The following is a 22,981-nucleotide window of genomic DNA, read 5'->3' as shown; positions in this document are numbered from 1 at the left end:
CCTTATATCAATGGGGACGATGTCCGAATTTTTTGTGTACCTTTACTGAAAGGATTAAAAAAACTTTATACTTTATTTCGACAAGAATTGACCTTTTATTCTATTTATGTTATGTTTGTTGTACATCTTTTTTATAGGGGGATATCATGAGCAACAAATCTGGTGAAGTACAAAAAATTTCCGAAGTCATCGCTGATCCTACTCCATTAGGCGTCTTTGGTCTGGCCATGGTAACACTGGTCGCAGCGTCCCAAAAATTAGGTTGGACGTCAGGCACTGCATTCCTTATTCCTTGGGCTTTCTTCCTTGGGGCTACTGCTCAATTTGTTGCCTCATACTGGGATTTTAAGCACAACAACCTCTTTGGCGCTACCGTTCTAGGCGCATTTGGTCTTTTCTGGTATAGCGTTGCAATGGCTTGGATGATTAAAGGCGGAGTATTTGGTGCCGCACTTGCTGCACAGGCTGATGTCAGTCAACTTGGTTTCGCATTTTTTGGTTACTTCATTTTCTCTGTATTTGCCACAGTGGCATCTTTGGATACTAACAAAGTGTTTATTGGTATTATGGTCTTAATTGATGTTCTCTTAATTTGCCTTGCCCTTGATTCCTGGGGTTTCCACTGGGCACATTCAATTGCCGCCTGGTCTGAGCTTGCTATCAGTATCCTCGGATTTTATGCAAGTGGCGCTATATTCCTTAATAAGTTTGCCGGACGGGTTGTTCTGCCAATCGGTAAACCGCTCGGCATCCTGAGACGCGCTTAAATTACAAAATTAATTACGACCACCGCATTCGATATTGATCGGATACGGTGGTCTGTTTTTTAACTTTACTCAAGGGTTTTTTGCTGTTTAGCTAGAATACTATACCTAATACCAGTAACATATTAGCACAAGCAGTAAAAAGGGTGATAGTGTGGACTTGTTTTCGCAGAATTTGTTTGAAGTTCAGTTGAAAGATAGTAGACCGTTGGCCGTTAAAATGCGGCCGAGAACATTGGAAGAATACATTGGTCAAGAAGAGATTATTGGTCGTGGGAAATTTTTGCGGCGAATGATCGAAGCCGACAATATACCATCAATTATTTTGTATGGACCGCCGGGGACTGGTAAGACTACACTTGCTCACATTATTGCACAAACGACTGGCAGCCATTTTGAAAAATTGAATGCGGTAGCTGCAGGTACTGCCGATATTCGCAAAGTGGTTGACAGTGCAAAAGAGCGGCTTAGGCTCCATCAGCGTCGAACAATTCTTTTTGTGGACGAAATTCATAGATTTAATAAAGGACAACAGGATGTCCTTTTACCCTATGTAGAAAACGGTACTATTATTCTAATTGGTGCAACGACGGAAAACCCTTACTTTGAAGTAAACTCGCCGCTTCTTTCACGCATGCGGGTAATTCGTTTAAAACGACTTGATGAGCAGGGTATTATCCGGATTGTAGAACAAGCGCTAACAGACCGTGAGCGTGGACTTGGACAAGCGGGAATTACTTGTAGTGAGGAAACCTTACTTAAGATTGCGGCCTTAGCCGGTGGTGACGCTCGTACAGCCCTCAATATCATTGAACAAGCGGCAGCAATGCTTGAACCTTCTCAATCAAGCATTGTTACTCCTGAAATAGTTGAAATAGTAGCTGGGGAAAAACTACAGGCCTATGATAAAAAGGGCGATAATCACTATGATGTAGTGTCGGCGTTTATCAAAAGTATGCGGGGTTCAGATCCTGATGCGGCGCTACACTATCTTGCACGGATGCTGGAAGCTGGGGAAGACGTAAAATTTATCGCACGCAGGCTGGTTATTTGTGCTTCAGAAGATATCGGCAACGCAGATCCACAGGCTCTTGTAGTAGCAATGGCAGCAGCACAGGCAGTTCAATTTATTGGTATGCCTGAGGGGCGGATTCCGTTAGCCCAGGCTGTAGTGTATCTGGCCTGTTCACCTAAAAGTAATGCTGCGTACATGGCCATTGATCAAGCAATAGAGGATGTTCGTCGTATGGATTATGGAGCAATACCGCCTCATCTCTGCGATGCTCATTACCGTGGCGCCCGCGAGCTTGGCAGCGGGAAAGGCTACCTTTATCCCCATGACTTTAGCGAAGGTTTCGTTGCTCAACAATATATGCCTGATAAGCTTAGACAGCGAAGCTATTACCACCCTACGCGAAATGGTTTTGAAACCAAGTTTGCTGAGCGTTTAGAACACATTAAAGCACAAAATGGCAATAAAAAATAAGCTAAGCCCCCGCTGGAAGCGGGGGCTTAGCTTATTTAAATACTAGTTACTTAAAGATACCAAAAGGTTTGCCTGTGGGAAGAAACTGCTTGCCAAAATGGGTGTTAAGGGTGGAAGCGGCAGCGCCATAAAAACCGACTAATGCAATCAAGAGTTCAGACCAAGCTGCCATTGTGTGCCAACCGTGACCCCAACCTAAAGCATCTGCGGCAAGACCGATGAATAGTAAGTCAATAAGGAAGAAAATAATAAAAAGCACCTTGTTAGTTTCCATTGAACCAATAGTCATATACACAGAAAAAATAAGATAGCCGATAAATGCAACCCCAAGCTGTTTACCATCAACATTAGCAGCTAATTCTGGGCCGAAAGCGCCCATTTTAATGAGCCAGCAGGCAGCTACTGATAACCAGAACAGTCCGTAAGCGCCAAATGCTGTTGCACCAAATGTGTTGTTGTGTTTAAAGTCATTAAAGCTCGCAATCACTTGGGCAATAGCGCCGAGAAAGATAGCCCAGGGAATGACAAAAGAAAATCCTGTAGTCCAGCCGAGTTTCTGTGAGGAAGCTACTAAAGTAACCATTGCCAAGCCAAATAGACCCAGTCCGCCCGGATCGGCAGTCACGATTTTTACTGTTTGTGTGTTATTGGTATTAATACTCATGCAAAACCTCCTAAATATTTAGTATGTTTAAAAAATAACATAGTCTGCCATATAGTGTCAATCAAATAAATTACAAATAATTACTGGCAAATCGCCTTTGACAATTGTCCATAATTTTGGTAATATTTAAAGCAAGAAAACCTATCATAATACTCGGAAAAGCCGGAGTGGGAGATGTTGCAGTGAAACTGTCAACGAAAGGGCGTTATGGCGTGGCAGCTATGTATGATTTGGCATTACATTATGGACAAGGTGCCATTTCACTTAAAAGCGTGGCTCAGCGCCAGGGAATATCAGAACACTATCTTGAACAGTTAATGGGTACACTAAGGAAGGCTGGTTACGTAAAAAGCGTGCGAGGTGCCCAAGGCGGTTATGCATTGACTAAAGAACCGGCGCAAATCTCGGTTGGCGATATTATCCGGATTATGGAAGGTCCGATTGCCCCGGTTGACTGTCTGCTTTCTGATGAGGATGCAAGCAGAACTTTCTGTGCACGGGTTAATATTTGTGTGACCCGCGGCGTTTGGGCTAAGGTAAGAGATAGCATTACGTCTGTGTTAGATTCAATTACTCTTGCTGATTTATGCAATGAAGAAAAGAGACAAGGAGATGAGTAGCATGAAACGTATTTATTTTGACCATTCGGCTACAACACCGGTTGACCGAGAAGTTGCCGAACTGATGATGGAATATATGACCGAAAAATACGGTAATCCATCCAGTGTCCATGCGTTTGGCCGAGAAACTCGTAAAGCTGTTGAAGAAGCCCGGGAAAAAGTGGCTGCTTTGATTAACGCCACTCCAAATGAAATATTCTTCACCAGCGGCGGCACCGAAGGTGACAATCTGGCAATAAAAGGGGTTGCTTATGCCAATCGTAAAAAAGGCAATCATATTATAACTACTGCTATTGAGCACCATGCTGTGCTACATACTTGCGAATATCTTGAAAAACAGGGCTTCACTATTACTTATCTTCCGGTTGACGAACATGCGATGGTGCGTATGGAAGACTTGAAAAATGCGATTACTGATAAAACAATACTTATTAGTATTATGTTTGCTAATAATGAAGTGGGAACAATCCAGCCGATTAAAGAAATTGGACAACTGGCCAGAGAAAAGGGTATTTATTTCCACACAGATGCTGTCCAGGCTGCTGGCAACTGTCCTATTGATGTTAAAGAACTTAATATAGACTTACTCACAATGTCAGGCCATAAATTTTATGCCAGTAAAGGCGTGGGAGCACTTTATATCCGGCGCGGTGTCAGGGTTGAAGAAATTCAGCATGGCGGCGGTCACGAGCGCAATATGCGTGCAGGCACAGAAAATGTACCCGGAATTGTTGGCTTGGGTAAGGCTGCTGAAGTGGCAATGCGGGATATGGACAAAAAGGTTGCTTATGTTAAAGGATTACGTGACAAGATTATTGCTGGTATTACTGAAAAAGTGCCGCATATCAAACTTAACGGTCATCCGGATCTAAGAATGCCTGGTAATGTTAATTTTAGCTTCATGTATATTGAGGGTGAATCTCTTCTTTTGAATCTAGACCTTAAAGGGATTGCTGCATCAAGCGGTTCTGCCTGCACTTCAGGCTCGCTTGACCCATCGCATGTATTGTTATCAATGGGGTTAACCCATGAAGTGGCGCATGGATCACTTAGGGTTTCCCTTGGTCGCGGCAACACTGAGGAAGAGGTAAACTACTTTCTTAATGTAGTGCCGGAAATAGTCGAACGTCTCCGCAGCATGTCACCGCTTTATGGCAGTGCAGCTGACTTTAAACCATCGAATCCTTGCTCCAGTTGCCATCATCATCACTAATAATTTGTTGAGAGGAGAGAATACTATGTATACTGATAAAGTTATGGATCATTTCACTAATCCTCGTAATGTAGGCGAAATCAAAGACGCTGCTGGTGTTGGTGAGGTAGGCAATGCCAAATGCGGTGATATAATGCGGATTTATTTACAGGTCGAAAATGATATCATCACTGATGTAAAATTCAAAACCTTCGGCTGTGGTGCAGCGATTGCTACTAGCAGTATGGTAACTGAAATGGTTAAAGGAAAAACTCTTGATGAAGCCTTAGAGATTTCCAATCAGGCCGTTGCCGAAGCGCTTGGGGGATTGCCTCCGGCCAAGATGCACTGTTCCAATTTGGCCGCTGACGCGCTGCATGAGGCTATAAAAGATTACATTGCTAAAAAAGGAAAGTGATTAATGAATGGCTGACAAACCCCGCGTGGTTGTAGCCATGAGCGGAGGGGTGGACAGTTCTTTAACTGCCGCCCTTCTTGTTCATCAAGGCTACGATGTAATAGGCGCGACAATGCAAATATGGGAAAAAGATCAGAATGAAGATAATCCCGACAGTAGAGGGTGCTGTTCGTTATCTGCTGTCGATGATGCGCGTCAAGTTGCCAACAAACTGGGAATTCCCTACTATGTTCTTAATTTTCGGGATATGTTTCAAGAAACAGTTGTCGATTATTTTATGGCTGAGTATTCGGCTGGCCGGACACCCAACCCTTGTATAGCCTGCAATCGATATGTTAAGTTTGAAGGGCTGCTGTCCAAGGCGCTCGCTCTCGGTGCTCAGTATGTGGCAACAGGCCACTATGCTCAGATTATGTATAACGAGGAGCTTCAACGCTACATTCTGCGCAAAGGGATTGATCCTGCCAAAGATCAGTCGTATGCGTTATACCATCTTAATCAGCAGACTCTGCGCCATTTTTTAATGCCATTAGGCAGTTTTGAAAAAACTGAAACCAGAAAGATGGCAAAGGAGTTGGGTTTATCAGTTGCCGATAAACCAGACAGCCAAGAAATATGCTTTGTGCCTAATGATGACTATAAAGCCTTTTTAAAAGAGCGCATCCCTGAATCACTGAAGCAAGGTCTTATTGTCGATACTGCTGGTAAGGTTTTAGGCAAACATCAAGGCGTGCAGTTATATACTGTCGGCCAGCGCAAAGGTCTTGGGCTGGCAGTCGGTAAGCCCCTGTATGTAGTGGCGCTTGATGCTGAACGCAATCGGGTCGTTGTTGGTTCTGACAAGGATGTTTTTGCTTCTGAGCTCATTGCCGGTGATCTTAATTTTATTACTATTGATCAATTAGATGAACCACTTGCGGTCGAGGCTAAAATTCGTTACAGCGCGCCGCCGGCTCAAGCAACAGTAATTCCACTTGGCAACGGGCAGGTTAATGTCAAATTCGAGGTACCGCAGCGGGCCATTACGCCTGGACAATCAGTAGTTTTTTATCACGGTGACACTGTTGTTGGCGGTGGCATTATAATAAAGTAGTAAAGTAAATAGACGGATAAAATTTTCCTGCACTGCGGCAATGATATAAACAGCCTCGATTCTGGTCATACTAATACTACAATCTGTTGTGGAGGCCTAGTATGCATAAATTACGCGAATTATTTGGCTTGCCGGTACTGATTACTGGGACTGGCGCACAGATTGGAGAGGTAAAAGAAGTAATAGTTGATTTGGAACAGGCTTCCGTATGGGGAATTGTCCTTGCCGGTGCCAATTGGTTCACTAATGACCAGGGTATTGTGTTTGAAGATTTATTCAGAATAGGCAGAGACGCTGTAATGGTTCGGGCCGGTTATGCCGTACAGGAGTTGACACCAATCGCAACGCTGGGAACCAGTTATTATGTGCGCGATTTGCTGGACAAGCAAATTTATACAGATACCGGACTAAGTTTAGGCATATTGGTTGACGCGCTTTATGATGGTTCTACCGGTGAGATAAAGGCTTATGAGATTTCTGACGGCCTTATCACTGATCTGCTATATGGCCGCAGAATTATGCCGTTGCCGCAAGCACAAGTTGTTGGTCAGGATAAATTAATTGTTCCAGAAACTATGGCCAACCTTCTTATACCTGAATCTAAAGAGGTGTGAGGTGTAAGTTTCATGACAACTTGTCCTGTGTGCGGGCAGCGGGGAATCGGTAAGGTGGGTGCCGACCAGTACTATTGTTGGGATTGCTGTGTAGAGTTCACGGTGCGGGATCAAGATATAAGGATTTTCAATGTCGAGTCTGACGGCACATTGACTCTATATGACGATTTAATACAAGGTACTGTTAATTTAGAGGTACAAAAGGGGTGATATGATGCGCAGTAAGTTTTGGCAAGGGTTGGTTTGGGGTGGACTTGTAGGAACAGCACTCGGCGCCATCATAGGTCCCATGGCTAAACCACAGAAAAAGCCGCTGTTTGAATACAGTGCTGACACGGTCGCCGACACCACCCGTGATTTGATGAAGGGAGCGCGCCGGGCGCGCAAGCGGTTGATGAAAAAGCTGGATTAATATCCGGTAATACGGAGGCCTGTATGGTCTCCTTTTTTTTTGACAAGGAGGCAGCCTATGCAGTTAACGAAAAAGCATGTTCGCCTTGCTATCATTTTTTTGTTTTTATCAGCAACTGTATATTTTCTTTGGCTTGTTCGTAGTGGCTTATATCCGTTTATTATTGCGTTAGTACTCGCGTATTTACTCAATCCTGCAGTATGTTATCTTGAGAAGAAAGGGTTGCCCAGAGGATTGGCGATTACGCTTTTATATGTAGTTTTATTTACTGTAGTTATTTTAGGTGGAGCCCGTCTCGTACCTGTTTTTGTCAGAGACTTGGAGAATTTTGCCGGGGAACTGCCGCATATTCTGGATAAAGGCGAAGAGCTATTTTACCTTGTTCAAAGTCAATATCAAAACTCAGCATTACCATACTCGATGCGGATTGGTATTGACGATGCAGTATTATCACTGCAAAGAGAAGGTCAATCTTTTGCTCGTGAGTTAGCCAATGGTATTATGGGATTAATTACCCATTTTATCGGGTTTGCCATTACTCCCATATTGGCTTTTTATCTTTTGCACGATTGGCGAGAAATAAAAGAGGCTTTTTTGCTTTTGATTCCATGTAGTTGGCGGCATGAATATACCTTAGCGCTTAAGGATATTGACAAAGTATTAAGTGGGGTAATCAGAGGCCAAATAACAGTGGCAATTATTGTTGGCATTTTAGTAAGTTCTGGTTTATATTTATTTAATGTTCCGTTTGCTTTGCTTATTGGCATAGCTGCCGGCTTACTTGATATTATTCCGTATTTTGGTGCGTTTATTGGTGCAACTCCAGCCATAACACTGGCGCTTCTAGAGTCACCAATGTTGGCTTTCAAGGTAGGTTTATTATTTTTTGTGATTCACCAATTGGAAGGCAGTGTCATCGGCCCTAAAATACTGGGGGAAAGTGTAGGACTGCATCCGCTTACGGTAATCTTTTTTCTATTTGCTGGTGGTGAATTATATGGCGTGGTTGGCATGTTATTGGCTGTGCCGGCAGCTGCAGTGGGGAAAGTGCTGCTTAAGCATGGTCTTAGATTGTTACTATAGTTTCTTAAAAACAAGCCAAAGATTGACACTAAATCTTAAATCGTAGTATAATTCCAGAATAATGGATTAAATTTAGCACATTGGAGCTGATTAAATTGAAACAATTAGCCGGAAACGAACTCAGAAAGCTGTTTCTGGATTTTTTTGCTAGCAAAGACCATTTGGTGCAGTCTAGCTATTCACTCATACCTGAAAACGATCCGACCTTGCTCCTTGTTGGTGCCGGCATGGCTCCGTTTAAACCCTTTTTTACGGGGAAAATGAAGCCGCCACATCCTCGTATCTCGACAAGTCAAAAATGTGTTCGTACCGGTGATATTGAAAACGTTGGCCGAACTGCACGCCATCATACTTTTTTTGAAATGCTGGGTAACTTCTCTTTTGGCGACTATTTTAAAAAAGAGGCCATTACTTGGGCCTGGGAGTTTTTGACTGAGTATTTGGAAATGCCTAAGGATAAGCTCTGGATTACTATACATACTGGCGATGATGAAGCTTTTGAGATTTGGCATAATGATATTAAAATACCGGCTGATCGTATTATTAGAATGGAAGAGAACTTCTGGGAAATTGGCCCTGGCCCTTGTGGTCCGTGCTCGGAAATTCACATTGATTTAGGCGAAGAAAGAGGTTGCGGCAAACCTGATTGTGCAGTTGGCTGCAACTGTGATCGGTATCTGGAGATTTGGAATCTGGTATTTACACAATTTGATCGGGACGAAGCGGGGAATTATACGCCGCTTGCCAAGAAAAATATTGACACAGGTGCAGGTCTTGAGCGGATTGCGTCTGTTTTGCAACATAAACGTTCTAACTTTGAAACCGACTTGCTTTATCCTATTATCGAATACACCGCCAACGTTGCTGGTGTCTCATATGGACAATCAGCCAAAACGGATGTATCGCTAAAAGTAATCGCCGATCATGGCCGCAGTATGACTGTTATGATTGGCGATGGCGTGTTACCGTCTAATGAAGGACGGGGCTATGTGTTACGAAGAATTCTACGCCGGGCTGTTCGTCATGGCCGTCTTATGGGCGTTGAAAAGCCGTTTCTTACCGATATTGTTGATGTGGTTGCCAATATTTTTGCACAGGCTTATCCGGATATTAGTGACAAAAAATCTTATATTAAAAGAGTTATTCAACTGGAAGAAGAACGCTTCCACAATACCTTGGCACAGGGGATTGAACTGTTAAGTAAGCATGTTCAAGATCTTACTCAAACAGGGCAGGCTGTTCTTGACGGCGCAACAGCATTCAAACTTTATGATACATATGGCTTCCCATGGGAACTCACTGAAGAAATTTTAAGTGAACATAACATGACTCTCGACAAGCAAGGCTTTGATCAAGCTATGGCTGAGCAGCGCGAACGGGCTCGGGCTGCCCGGCAGGACAGCGAAGAAAAGGTTGTTATGCCTGATTTATCAGGTGTGGTGACAGATGCTCTTAGCTATAAACCGGATGCTGAAAACGCCAAACTGGTTCTGCTATTAAAAGACGGTAAAATTGTGGAAGAAGCCTTTGATGGGGACGAAGTTGCCGTTATTTTAGATGTTACGCCGTTTCACGCCGAAGGTGGCGGACAAGCGGGCGATACTGGCGTAATTGCTAGTGCACTTGGTAAATTGGAAGTGGCCAATACCCGCAAGCTCCCTGATGGAACTATTTACCATATTGGTCAAATAAGTGAAGGGTTGCTTAAGACAGGTGAAGCACTAAAACTTACGGTTGATTACGCGAGGCGCCGCCATATTGCCCGCAATCATACAGCTACCCATTTACTTCATGCTGCCTTGAAACAAGTTTTGGGCGAGCATGTTAATCAGGCTGGTTCTGCTGTTGATAGCAGTAGACTGCGTTTTGACTTTACCCATTTTGCACCTGTTACTGATGAGCAACTCTCTGAGGTTGAAAAGATCGTCAATGACGTTATATTAGATAATACCTGTGTAGGCATTATCGAGACAACGCAGGATGTAGCCAAAGGTATGGGGGCAATGGCTCTCTTTGGCGAAAAATATGGCGACCAGGTACGCGTAGTTGTAGTAGACGGCTTTAGTAAAGAATTGTGCGGCGGCACCCATGTTGGCTCAACTGCCGAAATTGGTTTGTTTAAAATTATCAGTGAAGCCGGCATTGGGGCTGGTATGCGCCGGATTGAGGCTGTTACGGGATATGGGGCTCACGGATACTTGAAGGCACAGAACGAGCTCATTAAAGAGGCTGCAGCAGCACTGAAAACTCGGCCGGAAGAAATCGTGGCTCGAATTGATGTGCTCAACGGGCGTGTTCGCGAATTGGAAAAAGAAGTAGGAACGCTAAACAGCAAACTGGCTAAAAATGAGGTACAAGATCTTTTAACAGGAGTTAAAGATTTTAACGGTGTTAAAGTAGTGATTGGTCAAGTAGCGGCAGCAGATATGGAGAACCTGAGAGCAACCGGTGATATGGTACGTGATCGCCTACAGTCAGGCGTTATTGTGCTTGGTGCTGTTAATGGAGACAAAGTAAATTTTGTAGCAATGGCTACAGCTGACTGCGTTTCTAAAGGTGCGCATGCTGGTAACATTATCAAAGAAACTGCCAAAATTGCCGGTGGCGGCGGTGGAGGTAGGCCGGATATGGCCCAAGCGGGCGGTAAGCAGCCGGAAAAAATTGGTGAAGCGCTGCAGGTGGCTGAACAGATAATCAAATCGCAGATCAATTAATTGTGTTTTACAGGCAGGCGTTTTGTCCTGTAAGAAAGTATAACTTTCCGTCTGGATAAGGGCAACATCGGCTTCCGCTGTCGCTAAAGGCTCGGCGCAAGCCGTGTTTTCTTTAGTCTACCAGAATTTATAACGCAATTCTGTTGACATAAGAACGACTAAGGCTTCTGCCGGCGTCCTGAGGGACTTGGCACAAGCCAAGTCTTTTCTTATCTGCCTGTAAAAATTTAATAATCTTACAGGAAAAATCTAGTCCGAGTAGAATATATATGGTAATACTTTGTAGATAATATAAGGGAGGAGGAGGCTTCATGACCAACATATCTCAGGAAACGATGATGTTTAAAGTCAATAATGACGACACCAACGCAGCCGAAGTAATCCTGACTACTGTTTATCAATCTTTAAGGGAAAAAGGCTACAATCCCATAAATCAGTTGGTCGGGTACCTTTTATCCGGTGATCCGACATACATAACCAGCCATAATAATGCCCGTAGTTTAATTCGCAAGTTAGAGCGCGATGAAATTATTGAGGAGTTAGTGCGGGCCTATCTTAAAGGCAAGTAAATGGAGTATCGCACACTTGGCCGGACTGGTCTCAATGTATCCAGACTATGTTTTGGCGGACTTACTATTGGCCCCTTGCAGTCTAATCGGCCGTTGGCCGAAGGTGCTGCCGTTATTCGGTCAGCCTTTGATGCGGGGGTCAATTTTATTGATACTGCTGAATTATATCGTACTTATCCTTATATTCGGGAATCCCTTGTCGGCGCCAAGCAGGATGTAATTGTTGCTTCCAAGTCCTATGCTTACACCTATGAAGACATGCGTTTAAGTGTCGAAACTGCCTGTAGGGAAATAAATCGCGACTATATTGATCTGTTCTTACTCCATGAGCAGTCATCGCGTATGACGCTCAAAGGACATGCTGAAGCGCTGGCGTATTTATGTGATGCTAAGCGCCAGGGAATAATTAGGGCAACAGGGATATCAACACATACCATCGATGTTGTGAGGGCAGCGGCTTTAATTGAAGAAATAGATGTGATTCATCCCATAATTAATATTAAAGGTATTGGTATCACCGACGGTACTGCCGAAGAAATGCTAACTGCGATTCGCTTTGCGGCTGATTGTGGTAAAGGCATATATGCCATGAAAGCATTAGGCGGCGGTCACTTAAATACTATGGCTGAGCAGGCCTTTTCCTGGGTACTGGCCCAGTCAGGCATCACATCAATTGCTGTTGGAATGCAGACAATTGATGAGGTATTACTCAACACCGAAGTCTTTTCAGGACGAACCCCAGATAGTCGGCTTTGGGCCAGTGTGGCCAATGTGACCAGACGGCTCTTGGTCGAGGATTGGTGTGTCGGTTGCGGTCAGTGCGCCTTGCATTGTCCAATGAAGGCAATAACCGTTAAGAATGGAAAAGCAAGTGCTGATTCTGGTCAGTGTGTATTATGCGGCTATTGTGGTGCGTATTGCCCGGAATTTTGTTTGAAAATTATTTAATTTAAATATATTGGTAAAATAATATTTTTTGCTAATAATCTGGAGGAACTATGCGCATACTAGCACTTGATGTTGGGGACAAAACCATTGGAGTGGCAGTCTGCGATGAACTTAAGCTCACAGCACAAGGAGTCGAAGTTATTAGGCGGACATCAATTGCTAAGGATTTCGCCAGGCTTAACGAACTTATCGCTCAGTATCAGGTAGGGCTGGTTATTATCGGATTGCCCAAGAACATGAATGGCACTATCGGACCGCGAGGCGAGCTTGTAAAAGAATTCGGAGAAACTTTAGTTCAAGCAGTTCCAAATGTCGAGATAAAATTCTGGGATGAACGCCTTTCTACTGTGGCAGCGCAAAAATCACTGATAGCTGCCGATGTCAGTCGGGCTAAAAGGAAGCAGATCATAGACAAAATGGCTGCCGTTTTCTTCCTGCAAGGCTATCTTGACAGCTTACCGCGAGGACAGTAGCCTTTCCATAGGTTTCCTTGACAGGACATGTTTTCTAGGATACAATTACATTGCGTATGAGTAAAAAGAGGTGAAAAAAATGGCAGATAACGAACAAGAAGATATTATGGAGTTTGACGATGAGCCGGTAGTAGTCATGACTGATGAAGAAGGCAATGAATACTATTATCGCGAAGATATGATTGTCCCTGTGGGCGATAAGCGCTTTGCCATCCTGGTACCAATCGACGTTGACGAGGAAGGCTGCGAGTGCAGCGATGATAGCTGCGGTTGTGGCTGCGGCGAAGAAACTGATGTATTTATCGCCCGAATTGACGTTGATGAGAGCGGCGAAGAGATTTACGTCGATCCAACTGACGAAGAATTTGAACAAGTTCGTAAAGCGTACGAAGAAATGGTTTTTGAAGAAGATGAAGAAGAAAAAGAAGCCGAGTAGGCTTCTTTTTTCGTTAACGTCATTTGTCTACATGGGTATTATCGATTATAATGTAATAGCTAAGATTAACCGAAAGGGGGATAGTGATGGTAATGCTGAATTACTCGATTACCAAAAAAGCAATTGCCGGAATATTGGCAGTTGCAATTGTTGGTATTGGTGCTATGCTTGGCTGGACGATGACTCAGCCTGTAGATAACGTTGGGGAACCGGTACTTGTTACAATTAAGCCAGGTACTCCGACCAAAACAATTGCTGTAGAGTTAGAAAAGCAGAGATTAATTAGAAATGCACTCGTATTTAGGGTTGCAGCCAAGCTTCAGGGAGTGGAAAATTCGCTGCAAGCTGGCGAATATGCTATTAGTCCTAACATGCCGGTAGAGCGGATGCTTCTTATGATGTCCCAGGGCCAAACTGCCTATCAGCAATTTACTATTCCAGAGGGGTATACCGTTGACCAGGTTGCCGAACTGCTTGCTGAGAAAAAATTGGCTAATGCTGAAAAATTCAAAGCTTTAGCTAAGAATTTTGCTCCATTTCCCTATATGACCTCCCATCCTGACAGTAAATATCGTGTCGAAGGGTTTATTTTCCCAGATACTTACCGAGTATCTAGAGGAGTAAGTGAGGAAGAACTACTTACCATGATGGTCAAGCAATTTGATACAAAACTGACGCCTGACCTCAGACAACGTGCTTCTGACATGGGGCTTTCTCTGCGTGAAGTTGTCATTATGGCTTCGCTGGTTGAAAAGGAAGCCAAGATGAGCGATGAGCGGCCAGTAATTGCCGGGGTATTTGCCAATAGGGTAAAACAAGCAATGCCTCTACAATCATGTGCTACAATACAATATATCCTGGGTTATCCTAAGCCTGAACTTACAATCCATGATACTCAAATACCTTCACCATATAATACCTATCAGATTATGGGATTGCCGCCAGGCCCTATTGCCAATCCGGGCACTGCTGCTATAAGGGCTGTGCTTTTTGCTAACAATACTGATTATTTATATTTTGTTGCCGACAAGCAAGGAAAGCATCATTTTAGTAAAACGTATGAAGAGCATTTAGCAGCCATTGATCAGGTGCAGATTTAACATGGATAACGTTAAAAGTATATTAGACACAATGGAAGAGTATGCTGCCGTGCAACATGTGCCAATCATCAGCAGAGAAGGCGGACAACTACTACAGGAAGTGGCAGCTGCGGTTAAACCTGTAGCTGTTTTAGAGTTAGGGACAGCTATTGGCTATTCAACATTGCTGCTGGCAACTACTTTGACGATAGGCGGAAAGATAACAACTATTGAACAGGATGAAAACCGAATAGCTATTGCTAAGCAGTTTCTATCAGACGCTGGTGTATTGGGGCAGATCAAATTTATCGCTGGCGATGCTGGGGAAGTTGTGCCCCAACTTGTCGATAAGTTTGACCTAGTATTCATTGATGCGGCCAAAGGCCAATATCTTGATTATTTGCATAAAGTTATGGACAAACTCTCTCCTGGAGCTGTTGTTATTGCTGACAATGTGCTGTTTAGGGGTTGGGTACTTGACGATAAAGCTGCGCCCAAACGTTTTCGCACCATTGTTAAGCGACTTAAGGCTTATCTAGAATTTGTTGCTAATGATTTTCGGTTCAAAACGACAATTCATCATATTGGTGATGGTATGGCTGTATCTTATTACCAGGGAGAGACGAATCAGTGAAAAAACCAGAGCTTCTAGCCCCTGCGGGCAACTTAGAAAAACTTAAAATGGCACTTATTTATGGCGCAGATGCTGTGTACATGAGTGGCAAGGCTTTTGGCTTAAGAGCGTTTAGCGATAATTTTGAACAAGAAGAGCTTAAACAAGGCATTGATTTTGCCCATAGGCTTGGCAAAAAGACCTACATAACAATTAATATTTTTCCGCACAATGATGACCTGACAGATTTACCTGATTACATCAAATCTGTCGCCGCGATGGGCGCTGACGGCATCATTGTATCTGACTTAGGCGTGTTCCGTATTGCCCGCCAAGTAGCTCCGGCACTACCAATTCACATTAGTACACAGGCTAATAGTACCAATTGGTCAACTGTCGAGTTTTGGCAGGAGTTAGGTGCATCGCGGGTAGTGCTGGCTAGGGAGCTATCGCTTGCCGATATACGCCTGATCAGAGAGAAAGTTGATCTTGACTTGGAGGCTTTTGTGCATGGTGCTATGTGCATGTCTTATTCAGGCCGGTGTCTGATAAGCAACTATCTGACAGGGCGTGATGCTAACCGGGGTGAATGTGCCCAGCCGTGCCGATGGAAATACCATTTGATGGAAGAAAGCCGTCCTGGAGTCTATTTGCCTGTACTTGAAGACGAACGTGGTACATACATTTTTAATTCCAAAGACTTATGTCTGCTTAATCACCTACCGGAGTTAATTGAAAGTGGCTTAAATAGTTTTAAAATTGAAGGCCGGATGAAAAGTGTTCACTACGTGGCTACCGTTGTCAAGGTGTACCGCGAGGCCATTGACAGTTATGTCAGCTCACCAGCAAATTTTCATGTTAAACAGGATTGGCTTGAAGAATTGCAAAAAGTCTCACACCGAGAGTATACAACTGGTTTTTACTTTAATAAAACCTCTGAACAAGATCAGATATATACCTCATCTAGTTACATCCAATCGCATGACTTTGTGGGGTTGGTAAAAGATTACAATCCAGCAACCGGAATGGCTGTTATTGAACAACGTAATAATATGAAGGTTGGCGAAGAAATAGAGATAATGCAACCGGGACAAGAAACCTTTATACAATCAATTAACGCAATGTTCGATGCTGATGGTACTCCCATTGAAGTAGCTCCTCACCCGCAGCAGATTGTGACTATGCCGGTCTCTAAACCGGTCGTCCCATACGCCATGCTAAGACGCCCGGAGAGATGGCAGGGCCGTCCATGAGCGATAGAGTAGCCAAGCCAATTTATATTCAAATTGAGCCAAAGAACGTTAATTATGTAAATCGAATAATGGAAGGGTACGAATATCTAGGGGTTGTCAGTACACTGGATCGTACTACTGGGATCTTAGTAATCCGAGCAACGCCAGATACTGCTGGTGAAGTTCATGAGATACTGGCTAATCTTCCGATTAAAGTCCAATACATAGAACATTTTGAGCACCCTGAATAACTGCTTGCCGCTATAAGCCATACTATAACCATCTAATAGCATTAGAAGGTGACGGTATGGCTTATTCCAGTAGACGTATGTATCGGCTGGTTTTATTTTTTTTGAGTCTGTCCGGCCTGCTGATCATGCGTTTATTCTATCTTCAGGTTATTCAAGGCCCGCAACTGGCTTTGGAGGGTCTTAATATTCGCGTTCAAGAACTGCCGGTAGATGTTGCCAGAGGTGAGATATTGGACCGTAATCACCTGCCGTTGACTAATACCGCCCAGCAGTATAGTATTGTTATTTTTCCAGGCCAAGTAGAAGATAAGCCAGTAATGCTTACCAGAATTGACAGTATTATCGGCTTGCCGCATGATTTGCTTGAAGCCAGTTTACGGCGTTTAAACAGTAATGAATATCCTTTTCGATTAATTGGCGGCATAGCGAGTAATACTGCTAAACAAATTAACGACATGCAGATCCCTGGTGCTGTGGCTGTCGCTGAGAAGGTACGCTATGGTCATGGCGCGCTAGCCGCTCATGTGGTCGGATATATCAATTCGGCTGACAACAAAGGAGTAAGCGGCATTGAAGGCATGTATGATGAACTCTTACGAGGAAGTCAGCCTGAGTACGTGGCAGCGATAGTGGATGCCAGCCAGCAGCTTATACCTGGTTTGGGTTATAAAAGGATGAAGCTGACGGCAGGTAACAGAGAAACCAATATTGTGTTAACAATTGATAAGCAAATCCAGCAAAAAGTCGAGCAAATTATGGATCGCACTATTGTCAAAGGCGCAGTGGTAGTAATGCGCCCTAATACTGGCGAGATCCTGGCTATGGCTTCAAGACCTGCCTTTGACGCCAATAATCTTAGCCATTACTTGGAGCAAAATAGCGCTCCACTACTTAACCGGGCAGTTTCATCCTATCAACCTGGCTCGGTTTTTAAACTGGTAGTAGCAGCGGCGGCACTTGAAAATAAGACAGTGAAAATGGATGATGTATTTTTTGACCCCGGCTATATTGATGTTAATAATACTAGGTTTCAGGGGTGGGACTATGAACGCGGGCCAAAAGGGCGACTCACAATTACCGAGGCTATGGCTCACTCCAGTAATCCGGTATTTATTGAAATTGCATTAAAAATAGGATCTGACAAACTTATTGTCATGGCCCAAAAGCTAGGTTATGGTTCACGAACTAAACTGGAGTTTTTAGGTGAAAGTGAAGGTAATTTGCCGGAAGCTGATCAGCTGTATCCTGGTGATTTGGCCAATTTGGCCATTGGTCAGGGATTTTGCGAAGCCACTCCGGTACAAATAGCACAAACGGTGGCAACAATTGTTAATGATGGAATTAAGATTGAGCCATATATTGTTAGCAGTCTTACTAGTCCAGAAGGTATTACTGTCAAGAGATTTCATGAGTCTCATCCAAATGTGCGGGTCATGTCACGCCAAACAGCTGAAAGACTGAGGGGAATGATGGCTGCCGTCACACAATACGGTACTGGCCAAGCAGCCAATGTGGAAGGTTTGGGCTCAGCTGGCAAGACAGGTTCGGCTGAAACTGGACGCAAAAATATAACTGGGCAAGGGATCAATCACGCATGGTTTGCCGGCTATGCTCCGCTTGAGCATCCAAACTATGTCATTGTGGTATTTGTAGAGGAAGGAATGTCAGGCAGTAATGTTGCCGCTCCGATTTTCAGAGAAATAGCGGCAACTATTTTAAAGAATTAAGCCCAAATACCTTCTTATCTCCGGGAAACTACGAGTGAGTTTTCTAGTAGTCAAAATACGAAATATGTGCTAAAATGTAAAAGCTAGTGCATATATGCATATTTTGCTAATATAAGCAAATCGTGGCTTGCTTTTTCGAAGACAAACGCTGGAGATGATGGAGTGGAAGCCTCTACAGAGAAAGTCTTGATCATTCATGGACCTAACCTAAATTTGCTTGGAAAGCGTGAGCCGGCAATATACGGCTCGACTACGCTTGACGATATTAACACCAGGCTAAATGAGCGGGCAAGGGAGCTTGGGCTACAACTGACTATTGTCCAGACTAACCATGAAGGTGTTATGATTGACACGATTCAGGAAGCTGAGGACAAGTTTGCCTGTATTATCATTAATCCGGCCGCTTTAACTCATTATAGCGTTGCTGTGCGTGACGCGCTGGCAGCTGTAAGTGTACCTGCCATTGAAGTGCATTTATCTAATATTTACCGGCGCGAAGAATTCCGCCATCATTCAGTAGTATCGCCAGTAGCGCTTGGTCAAATAGCTGGGTTTGGCGCAAACAGCTATTTGTTAGCACTAGAGGCGGCATCATGTTTGATAAGGAGCGCATAATCGATGATACAGCAGCGTTTAGCAAGACTTCACGAACTGATGACTGAGATTCATCTTGACGGCATTGTCATAACAAAACCGGAAAATCGGCAGTATTTTAGTGGTTTCGCTGGATCATCAGGCATGCTGGTTATCAGCAGACAATCACGAAAATTACTGACTGACTTCAGATATATTGAACAAGCTAAACAACAAGCACCATTATATCAGGTTGTCCGGCACGGTAATGCTATCTATGAGAGTTTGGCAGGTGCTGTGAAGGAATTGGGGCTTGTACGCATTGGTTTTGAAAGTGATTTTGTAACTTGGGAAGTTTATCAAAAGCTTGCTGATTCTCTTAATGGAGCAGATTTGATACCTGTCAAGCTTGACACACTGAGGATGGTTAAAGATCCACAAGAATTAGTTGTGCTTACTAAGGCTGTCGAAATTGCTGATTCAGCATTTAATCAAGTGATAAAAATCCTGAAGCCAGGCTTAACCGAATTGGAACTTGCGCTTGAACTGGAATATCAGATGCGCAAGCTTGGTGCGGAAAAAACAGCATTTGATACTATTGTAGCCTCAGGAGTCAGAGGTGCGTTGCCACATGGCAAGGCCTCAAATAAAGTTATTGAAGTCGGTGACTTTGTAACTATGGACTTTGGCGCAGTTTACCAAGGCTATCATTCGGACATGACGCGAACAGTTGTGATCGGAAAAGCTAATGATAAACAGCGTACCATCTATAATATTGTATTGTCAGCCCAGTTAGCAGGAGTTAATGCTGTGAAAGCTGGTAAGAGAGGCAAGGAAGTTGATCAGATTGCCAGGCAGGTAATTACTGATGCGGGTTATGGCGAATATTTTGGGCATGGTTTAGGGCATGGCGTTGGGCTGTTTATCCATGAGGACCCCAGATTGTCTCCGGCTGGCGATATTGAGCTGGCTGAAGGTATGGTAGTATCTGTCGAACCAGGAATTTACCTTCCTGGCTGGGGCGGAGTGCGTATTGAAGACTTAGTGGTTGTTTCTGCTGCTGGTTGCACAATTTTGACCACTAGCAGCAAGGATTTAATAGAAATAGGCTAATTGACCGAACAATGGGGAGGCTTATCAATGATTTCAAGCAATGATTTTCGTACAGGGGTAACAGTTGAAATTGATGGCGATGTCTGGGCAGTGGTTGACTTCCAACATGTAAAACCAGGTAAAGGCGCTGCATTTGTCCGGGCTAAACTTAAGAACGGCCGTACTGGTGCTGTCGTTGAACGGACCTTTAATGCCGGAGAAAAATTACCGAAGGCACATGTTGACCGTCGTGAAATGCAGTATCTGTATGAGAGCGATGGCATGTTCAACCTGATGGATAACGAAAATTACGAGCAGATTGCTTTGTCTGCAGAGCAATTGGGTGACGCCCGCAAATTCTTAAAAGAAAACATGAATATTGCCGTATTGTTCTTCCAAGGCAATGTGATCGGCATTGATTTACCAATGTCTGTTGAATTGACAGTCGTTGAAACCGACCCTGGCATCAGGGGTGATACTGCTACCGGCGGTACAAAACCGGCTAAACTTGAAACTGGACATGTTGTACGTGTACCTCTTTTCATTAATATTGGTGAGGTTCTAAGAATTGACACCCGAAGCGGTGACTATATCGAACGTGCATAACAACTGCTAGCTAAAAACCCCCGAAAAGTTATGTTTTAATAAGCATTGGACATACTACAAATAGTGTCTAATGCTTTGAACATAGCTAAAGGGGGTTTAATTTTTATGAGAAACCTTAAGGAAAAGGTTGCCTATTTACATGGGTTAACACAAGGGCTTAATGTTAACGAACATTCATCTGAGGGCAAGGTTTTGCTCAATATTATTGACGTGCTCGAATCGTTTGCCGATGAAGTCCAAAATGTCAATTTGGCGCAGATGGAACTTGAGGAGTATGTAGAATCAATTGACGAAGATTTGACTGACCTCGAAGAGCAGATATATGAAGAAGATTTTGATGAAGACGATGCTGACTATGACGACGACCTATATGAGGAAGCTTATGAAGACGATATCGTCGAAGTGGCCTGCCCGGGCTGTCATGAGCTAGTAACTTTTGAATCAGACATCTTAGACGAGGATGACGATATTGAGGTCACCTGCCCATACTGTGGCGGCGTAGTCTATGATAATGCATTGGATATTACTGCTGATAGTTTACATGACATGAGAAGTTCCGGCCATATTATGCACCCCGGCGTATAACGATATTTTAATAAGACATCTTGCTATCCCGAGGCAACCCTCGGGATTTTTCACTGACTTGGCACAAAAGCCAAGTCTTTCTTTTTTGGCATAAATTTATTTCTTAAACATATCTATGTAAAGAAAGGGTAATGCAGAGACTTGAGGACAAGTCACCAACGAATAATGAGGATGAAAAAAGCATGGAAAATTTTCAAACTGTTTTAAACCAACATATTTGTCCTATTTTACCTCCTCACATAGCAAAGCTACTCCTAACATTACCTGCCATTGTTTTGCATAAGGTCACTGAAATCCGCATTAGGGTTAATCAGCCATTATTACTAGTGCTGAGTAATCATGACATCACAGTTCCTGTGTCTGGTCAAACAGAAGGTAAGCCGGAGCCTTACCGCTGCAATAGCGAAGATTTGGCCAGAACTTTTCAACTGATATGCAAAAACTCTGTATATGCATTTGAAGAGGAATTAAGGCAGGGGTATTTGACCGTCAAGGGTGGGCATCGAGTCGGTTTAGCTGGACAGGCAACAGCTTTTGACGGAACAGTTAAGACACTAAAAAATATTAGTTCACTAAACATCCGTTTAGCAAGAGAAATGCTCGGCTGTGCTGACTGCATCCTTCCTTTTGTAGCGGCCAATAGCCGAGGCTGTGTATCTAGCACCTTAATCATTTCGCCGCCGCGTTGTGGTAAGACAACAATTTTACGAGATTTAATTAGGCAGCTGAGTACAGGAAACCCTTTGTTGGCTATTGCTGGCATACACATTGGCTTGGTTGATGAGCGCTCAGAGATTGCCGCCTGTCAAAATGGTATTCCTAGTGTAGACTTAGGGCCGCGTGTTGATGTTCTTGATGCTTGTCCTAAAGCCAGCGGCCTATTAATGCTCATCAGGTCTATGGCACCGCAAGTAGTAGCAACAGATGAATTAGGCCGCGCTGAAGATGCTGCAGCCGTACGTGAAGCCGTTCATGCCGGTGTAAGCGTAATTGCGACTGCCCATAGCCGGACAATTGATGAACTCTGTAACCGTCCCTACATTGGCGAGCTAGTGAAGCAAAAGATTTTTGAGCGGTATGTTATATTAAGCAACCGGTTAGGTCCAGGAACTGTTGAAGAAATATTTGACTCGCGTCAGGAAAAAGTGATGTATACCTGTATGAATGAGGTGAAGGTATGTGGCTCAAAATCTTTGGTAGTTTAATGATTGTTACTGCAGGAGCATGCATTGGGTTTAATCTAGCGGCGCGATATGTGGAACGCCCAAGGCAAATTCGCCAGATCATCAGCTGTCTGTTGGCCCTTAAATCTCACATCAATTATGTAGCAGTGCCGCTACCTGAAGCCTTATCCCAATGTACCGGTGGAATCACCGGGCCGGTGGCTGATTTATTCCATATTATGTCAGAATTATTAGTTAATAACGGTTGGTTAACGCCTCAGGCTGCAATGAGTCAGGCGTTAACAGAAGTAAACCTGCTTGTTTTAAAAAAGCAGGAAAGGGAAGTTCTCGCTGTGTTTAGCGCCAACTTAGGCGGAATGAACCGAGAAGAACAGCATAAATCTTTGGATTTAGTGCATGAGCAGTTGTCCAGAATTCAGTACGAAGCTGAAAAGCTTTGTGAGCAAAATGTAAAAATGTATCGCTATTTGGGAGTTTGTGGAGGCTTGGCGGTAGTCATAGTTTTGGCATAAGGAAGGTTAGCTGTTCAGCATTAGAAAGGAGAGAGTAAGAA

General features: G+C 43.7%; 27 protein-coding genes. 26 read left to right on the top strand and 1 reads right to left on the bottom strand.

Annotation, left to right across the window (positions count from 1 at the left end; genetic code table 11):
• Nucleotides 1-146 precede the first annotated feature (146 nt).
• Entirely contained in the window at nucleotides 147-767 is a 621-nt protein-coding gene (locus B9A22_RS07930; RefSeq protein WP_084575176.1) for an acetate uptake transporter, read from the top strand.
• Between the two features lie 151 nt (nucleotides 768-918).
• Nucleotides 919-2,250, top strand: coding sequence for a replication-associated recombination protein A (locus B9A22_RS07925; protein WP_084575175.1), 1,332 nt, complete (start codon nucleotides 919-921; stop codon nucleotides 2,248-2,250).
• 46 nt (nucleotides 2,251-2,296) lie between these two features.
• On the opposite strand, the gene B9A22_RS07920 is transcribed toward B9A22_RS07925, so the two are convergent.
• The gene (locus B9A22_RS07920) at nucleotides 2,297-2,914 is read right to left on the bottom strand and encodes an acetate uptake transporter (protein WP_084575174.1); all 618 of its coding nucleotides are present in this window, start codon (nucleotides 2,912-2,914) and stop codon (nucleotides 2,297-2,299) included.
• A 182-nt stretch (nucleotides 2,915-3,096) separates the two neighbouring features.
• On the opposite strand from B9A22_RS07920, the gene B9A22_RS07915 reads away from it, so the two are divergent.
• From B9A22_RS07915 to spoIIIAB, 24 genes are all read left to right on the top strand, one after another.
• Nucleotides 3,097-3,534, top strand: a complete 438-nt coding sequence (locus tag B9A22_RS07915) for an RrF2 family transcriptional regulator (protein WP_084575173.1) — start codon at nucleotides 3,097-3,099, stop codon at nucleotides 3,532-3,534.
• A gap of 1 nt (nucleotide 3,535) precedes the next feature.
• Nucleotides 3,536-4,747, top strand: coding sequence for a cysteine desulfurase NifS (gene nifS / locus B9A22_RS07910; RefSeq protein ID WP_084575172.1), 1,212 nt, complete (start codon nucleotides 3,536-3,538; stop codon nucleotides 4,745-4,747).
• Between the two features lie 25 nt (nucleotides 4,748-4,772).
• Nucleotides 4,773-5,144, top strand: coding sequence for a Fe-S cluster assembly scaffold protein NifU (nifU, locus tag B9A22_RS07905; protein ID WP_084575171.1), 372 nt, complete (start codon nucleotides 4,773-4,775; stop codon nucleotides 5,142-5,144).
• A 7-nt stretch (nucleotides 5,145-5,151) separates the two neighbouring features.
• Nucleotides 5,152-6,237, top strand: coding sequence for a tRNA 2-thiouridine(34) synthase MnmA (gene mnmA, locus B9A22_RS07900; RefSeq protein WP_084575170.1), 1,086 nt, complete (start codon nucleotides 5,152-5,154; stop codon nucleotides 6,235-6,237).
• 101 nt (nucleotides 6,238-6,338) lie between these two features.
• Nucleotides 6,339-6,851, top strand: coding sequence for a PRC-barrel domain-containing protein (locus B9A22_RS07895; RefSeq protein ID WP_084575169.1), 513 nt, complete (start codon nucleotides 6,339-6,341; stop codon nucleotides 6,849-6,851).
• Nucleotides 6,852-6,863: 12 nt separating this feature from the next.
• Nucleotides 6,864-7,061 carry a hypothetical protein gene (locus B9A22_RS07890; RefSeq protein ID WP_084575168.1) on the top strand — a complete coding sequence of 66 codons (198 nt, stop codon included), beginning with the start codon at nucleotides 6,864-6,866 and terminating at the stop codon, nucleotides 7,059-7,061.
• 1 nt (nucleotide 7,062) lies between these two features.
• A complete protein-coding gene (locus tag B9A22_RS07885; RefSeq protein WP_084575167.1) occupies nucleotides 7,063-7,263 on the top strand; it encodes a hypothetical protein in 201 nt (66 codons plus the stop codon).
• A 57-nt stretch (nucleotides 7,264-7,320) separates the two neighbouring features.
• Nucleotides 7,321-8,346 carry an AI-2E family transporter gene (locus tag B9A22_RS07880; RefSeq protein WP_084575166.1) on the top strand — a complete coding sequence of 342 codons (1,026 nt, stop codon included), beginning with the start codon at nucleotides 7,321-7,323 and terminating at the stop codon, nucleotides 8,344-8,346.
• Between the two features lie 95 nt (nucleotides 8,347-8,441).
• Nucleotides 8,442-11,060, top strand: coding sequence for an alanine--tRNA ligase (alaS, locus tag B9A22_RS07875; protein ID WP_084575165.1), 2,619 nt, complete (start codon nucleotides 8,442-8,444; stop codon nucleotides 11,058-11,060).
• Between the two features lie 311 nt (nucleotides 11,061-11,371).
• Complete coding sequence (locus B9A22_RS07870) at nucleotides 11,372-11,629, top strand: IreB family regulatory phosphoprotein (protein ID WP_084575164.1); 258 nt, start codon at nucleotides 11,372-11,374, stop codon at nucleotides 11,627-11,629.
• Nucleotides 11,630-12,577, top strand: a complete 948-nt coding sequence (locus B9A22_RS07865) for an aldo/keto reductase (RefSeq protein ID WP_084575163.1) — start codon at nucleotides 11,630-11,632, stop codon at nucleotides 12,575-12,577.
• 50 nt (nucleotides 12,578-12,627) lie between these two features.
• Complete coding sequence (ruvX, locus tag B9A22_RS07860; RefSeq protein ID WP_084575162.1) at nucleotides 12,628-13,050, top strand: Holliday junction resolvase RuvX; 423 nt, start codon at nucleotides 12,628-12,630, stop codon at nucleotides 13,048-13,050.
• 79 nt (nucleotides 13,051-13,129) lie between these two features.
• Nucleotides 13,130-13,486, top strand: coding sequence for a DUF1292 domain-containing protein (locus B9A22_RS07855; protein WP_084575161.1), 357 nt, complete (start codon nucleotides 13,130-13,132; stop codon nucleotides 13,484-13,486).
• A gap of 86 nt (nucleotides 13,487-13,572) precedes the next feature.
• Nucleotides 13,573-14,586, top strand: coding sequence for an endolytic transglycosylase MltG (gene mltG / locus B9A22_RS07850; protein ID WP_245823885.1), 1,014 nt, complete (start codon nucleotides 13,573-13,575; stop codon nucleotides 14,584-14,586).
• Nucleotide 14,587: 1 nt separating this feature from the next.
• On the top strand, nucleotides 14,588-15,199 hold the full coding sequence (locus B9A22_RS07845) for an O-methyltransferase (protein ID WP_084575160.1): 612 nt from the start codon (nucleotides 14,588-14,590) through the stop codon (nucleotides 15,197-15,199).
• Nucleotides 15,196-16,431: a peptidase U32 family protein gene (locus B9A22_RS07840; protein ID WP_084575159.1), complete on the top strand. Its 1,236-nt coding sequence runs from the start codon at nucleotides 15,196-15,198 to the stop codon at nucleotides 16,429-16,431. Before B9A22_RS07845 ends, B9A22_RS07840 begins: the two co-directional genes overlap by 4 nt.
• A complete protein-coding gene (locus tag B9A22_RS07835) occupies nucleotides 16,428-16,661 on the top strand; it encodes a DUF4911 domain-containing protein (protein WP_084575158.1) in 234 nt (77 codons plus the stop codon). The genes B9A22_RS07840 and B9A22_RS07835 overlap by 4 nt, the downstream gene beginning before the upstream one ends.
• A 56-nt stretch (nucleotides 16,662-16,717) precedes the next feature.
• Nucleotides 16,718-18,388, top strand: a complete 1,671-nt coding sequence (locus tag B9A22_RS07830) for a peptidoglycan D,D-transpeptidase FtsI family protein (RefSeq protein ID WP_084575157.1) — start codon at nucleotides 16,718-16,720, stop codon at nucleotides 18,386-18,388.
• Nucleotides 18,389-18,550: 162 nt separating this feature from the next.
• A complete protein-coding gene (gene aroQ, locus B9A22_RS07825) occupies nucleotides 18,551-19,003 on the top strand; it encodes a type II 3-dehydroquinate dehydratase (RefSeq protein WP_084575156.1) in 453 nt (150 codons plus the stop codon).
• Nucleotides 19,004-19,006: 3 nt separating this feature from the next.
• Nucleotides 19,007-20,074, top strand: coding sequence for a M24 family metallopeptidase (locus B9A22_RS07820; RefSeq protein WP_084575155.1), 1,068 nt, complete (start codon nucleotides 19,007-19,009; stop codon nucleotides 20,072-20,074).
• Nucleotides 20,075-20,101: 27 nt separating this feature from the next.
• Nucleotides 20,102-20,659, top strand: a complete 558-nt coding sequence (gene efp, locus B9A22_RS07815; protein WP_084575154.1) for an elongation factor P — start codon at nucleotides 20,102-20,104, stop codon at nucleotides 20,657-20,659.
• Between the two features lie 105 nt (nucleotides 20,660-20,764).
• Nucleotides 20,765-21,244: a CD1247 N-terminal domain-containing protein gene (locus B9A22_RS07810; protein ID WP_084575153.1), complete on the top strand. Its 480-nt coding sequence runs from the start codon at nucleotides 20,765-20,767 to the stop codon at nucleotides 21,242-21,244.
• A gap of 182 nt (nucleotides 21,245-21,426) precedes the next feature.
• Nucleotides 21,427-22,449 (top strand): stage III sporulation protein AA, encoded by a 1,023-nt coding sequence (spoIIIAA, locus tag B9A22_RS07805; protein ID WP_245823883.1) that lies wholly within the window; start codon nucleotides 21,427-21,429, stop codon nucleotides 22,447-22,449.
• Nucleotides 22,422-22,940: a stage III sporulation protein SpoIIIAB gene (spoIIIAB, locus tag B9A22_RS07800; RefSeq protein WP_084575151.1), complete on the top strand. Its 519-nt coding sequence runs from the start codon at nucleotides 22,422-22,424 to the stop codon at nucleotides 22,938-22,940. The genes spoIIIAA and spoIIIAB overlap by 28 nt, the downstream gene beginning before the upstream one ends.
• Nucleotides 22,941-22,981 lie beyond the last annotated feature (41 nt).

The sequence above is a fragment of the Sporomusa malonica genome (assembly GCF_900176355.1).
Taxonomy (GTDB): domain Bacteria; phylum Bacillota; class Negativicutes; order Sporomusales; family Sporomusaceae; genus Sporomusa; species Sporomusa malonica.
The sequence above is the reverse complement of the archived record's forward strand: the minus strand, read 5'-3'. Positions and strand labels throughout refer to the sequence as shown.

Excerpts from the sequence above, each read along its gene's own strand:
- ruvX (WP_084575162.1), top strand. The coding sequence starts at position 12,628 with ATGCGCATACTAGCACTTGATGTTGGGGACAAAACCATTGGAGTGGCA.
- B9A22_RS07810 (WP_084575153.1), top strand. The coding sequence starts at position 20,765 with ATGAGAAACCTTAAGGAAAAGGTTGCCTATTTACATGGGTTAACACAA.
- mnmA (WP_084575170.1), top strand. The coding sequence starts at position 5,152 with ATGGCTGACAAACCCCGCGTGGTTGTAGCCATGAGCGGAGGGGTGGAC.
- B9A22_RS07885 (WP_084575167.1), top strand. The coding sequence starts at position 7,063 with ATGATGCGCAGTAAGTTTTGGCAAGGGTTGGTTTGGGGTGGACTTGTA.
- B9A22_RS07870 (WP_084575164.1), top strand. The coding sequence starts at position 11,372 with ATGACCAACATATCTCAGGAAACGATGATGTTTAAAGTCAATAATGAC.
- B9A22_RS07830 (WP_084575157.1), top strand. The coding sequence starts at position 16,718 with ATGGCTTATTCCAGTAGACGTATGTATCGGCTGGTTTTATTTTTTTTG.
- B9A22_RS07845 (WP_084575160.1), top strand. The coding sequence starts at position 14,588 with ATGGATAACGTTAAAAGTATATTAGACACAATGGAAGAGTATGCTGCC.
- B9A22_RS07880 (WP_084575166.1), top strand. The coding sequence starts at position 7,321 with ATGCAGTTAACGAAAAAGCATGTTCGCCTTGCTATCATTTTTTTGTTT.
- B9A22_RS07920 (WP_084575174.1), bottom strand. The coding sequence starts at position 2,914 with ATGAGTATTAATACCAATAACACACAAACAGTAAAAATCGTGACTGCC.
- nifS (WP_084575172.1), top strand. The coding sequence starts at position 3,536 with ATGAAACGTATTTATTTTGACCATTCGGCTACAACACCGGTTGACCGA.
- B9A22_RS07835 (WP_084575158.1), top strand. The coding sequence starts at position 16,428 with ATGAGCGATAGAGTAGCCAAGCCAATTTATATTCAAATTGAGCCAAAG.
- B9A22_RS07890 (WP_084575168.1), top strand. The coding sequence starts at position 6,864 with ATGACAACTTGTCCTGTGTGCGGGCAGCGGGGAATCGGTAAGGTGGGT.
- B9A22_RS07930 (WP_084575176.1), top strand. The coding sequence starts at position 147 with ATGAGCAACAAATCTGGTGAAGTACAAAAAATTTCCGAAGTCATCGCT.
- spoIIIAB (WP_084575151.1), top strand. The coding sequence starts at position 22,422 with ATGTGGCTCAAAATCTTTGGTAGTTTAATGATTGTTACTGCAGGAGCA.
- B9A22_RS07865 (WP_084575163.1), top strand. The coding sequence starts at position 11,630 with ATGGAGTATCGCACACTTGGCCGGACTGGTCTCAATGTATCCAGACTA.
- B9A22_RS07855 (WP_084575161.1), top strand. The coding sequence starts at position 13,130 with ATGGCAGATAACGAACAAGAAGATATTATGGAGTTTGACGATGAGCCG.
- B9A22_RS07895 (WP_084575169.1), top strand. The coding sequence starts at position 6,339 with ATGCATAAATTACGCGAATTATTTGGCTTGCCGGTACTGATTACTGGG.
- B9A22_RS07820 (WP_084575155.1), top strand. The coding sequence starts at position 19,007 with ATGATACAGCAGCGTTTAGCAAGACTTCACGAACTGATGACTGAGATT.
- nifU (WP_084575171.1), top strand. The coding sequence starts at position 4,773 with ATGTATACTGATAAAGTTATGGATCATTTCACTAATCCTCGTAATGTA.
- efp (WP_084575154.1), top strand. The coding sequence starts at position 20,102 with ATGATTTCAAGCAATGATTTTCGTACAGGGGTAACAGTTGAAATTGAT.
- spoIIIAA (WP_245823883.1), top strand. The coding sequence starts at position 21,427 with ATGGAAAATTTTCAAACTGTTTTAAACCAACATATTTGTCCTATTTTA.
- mltG (WP_245823885.1), top strand. The coding sequence starts at position 13,573 with ATGGTAATGCTGAATTACTCGATTACCAAAAAAGCAATTGCCGGAATA.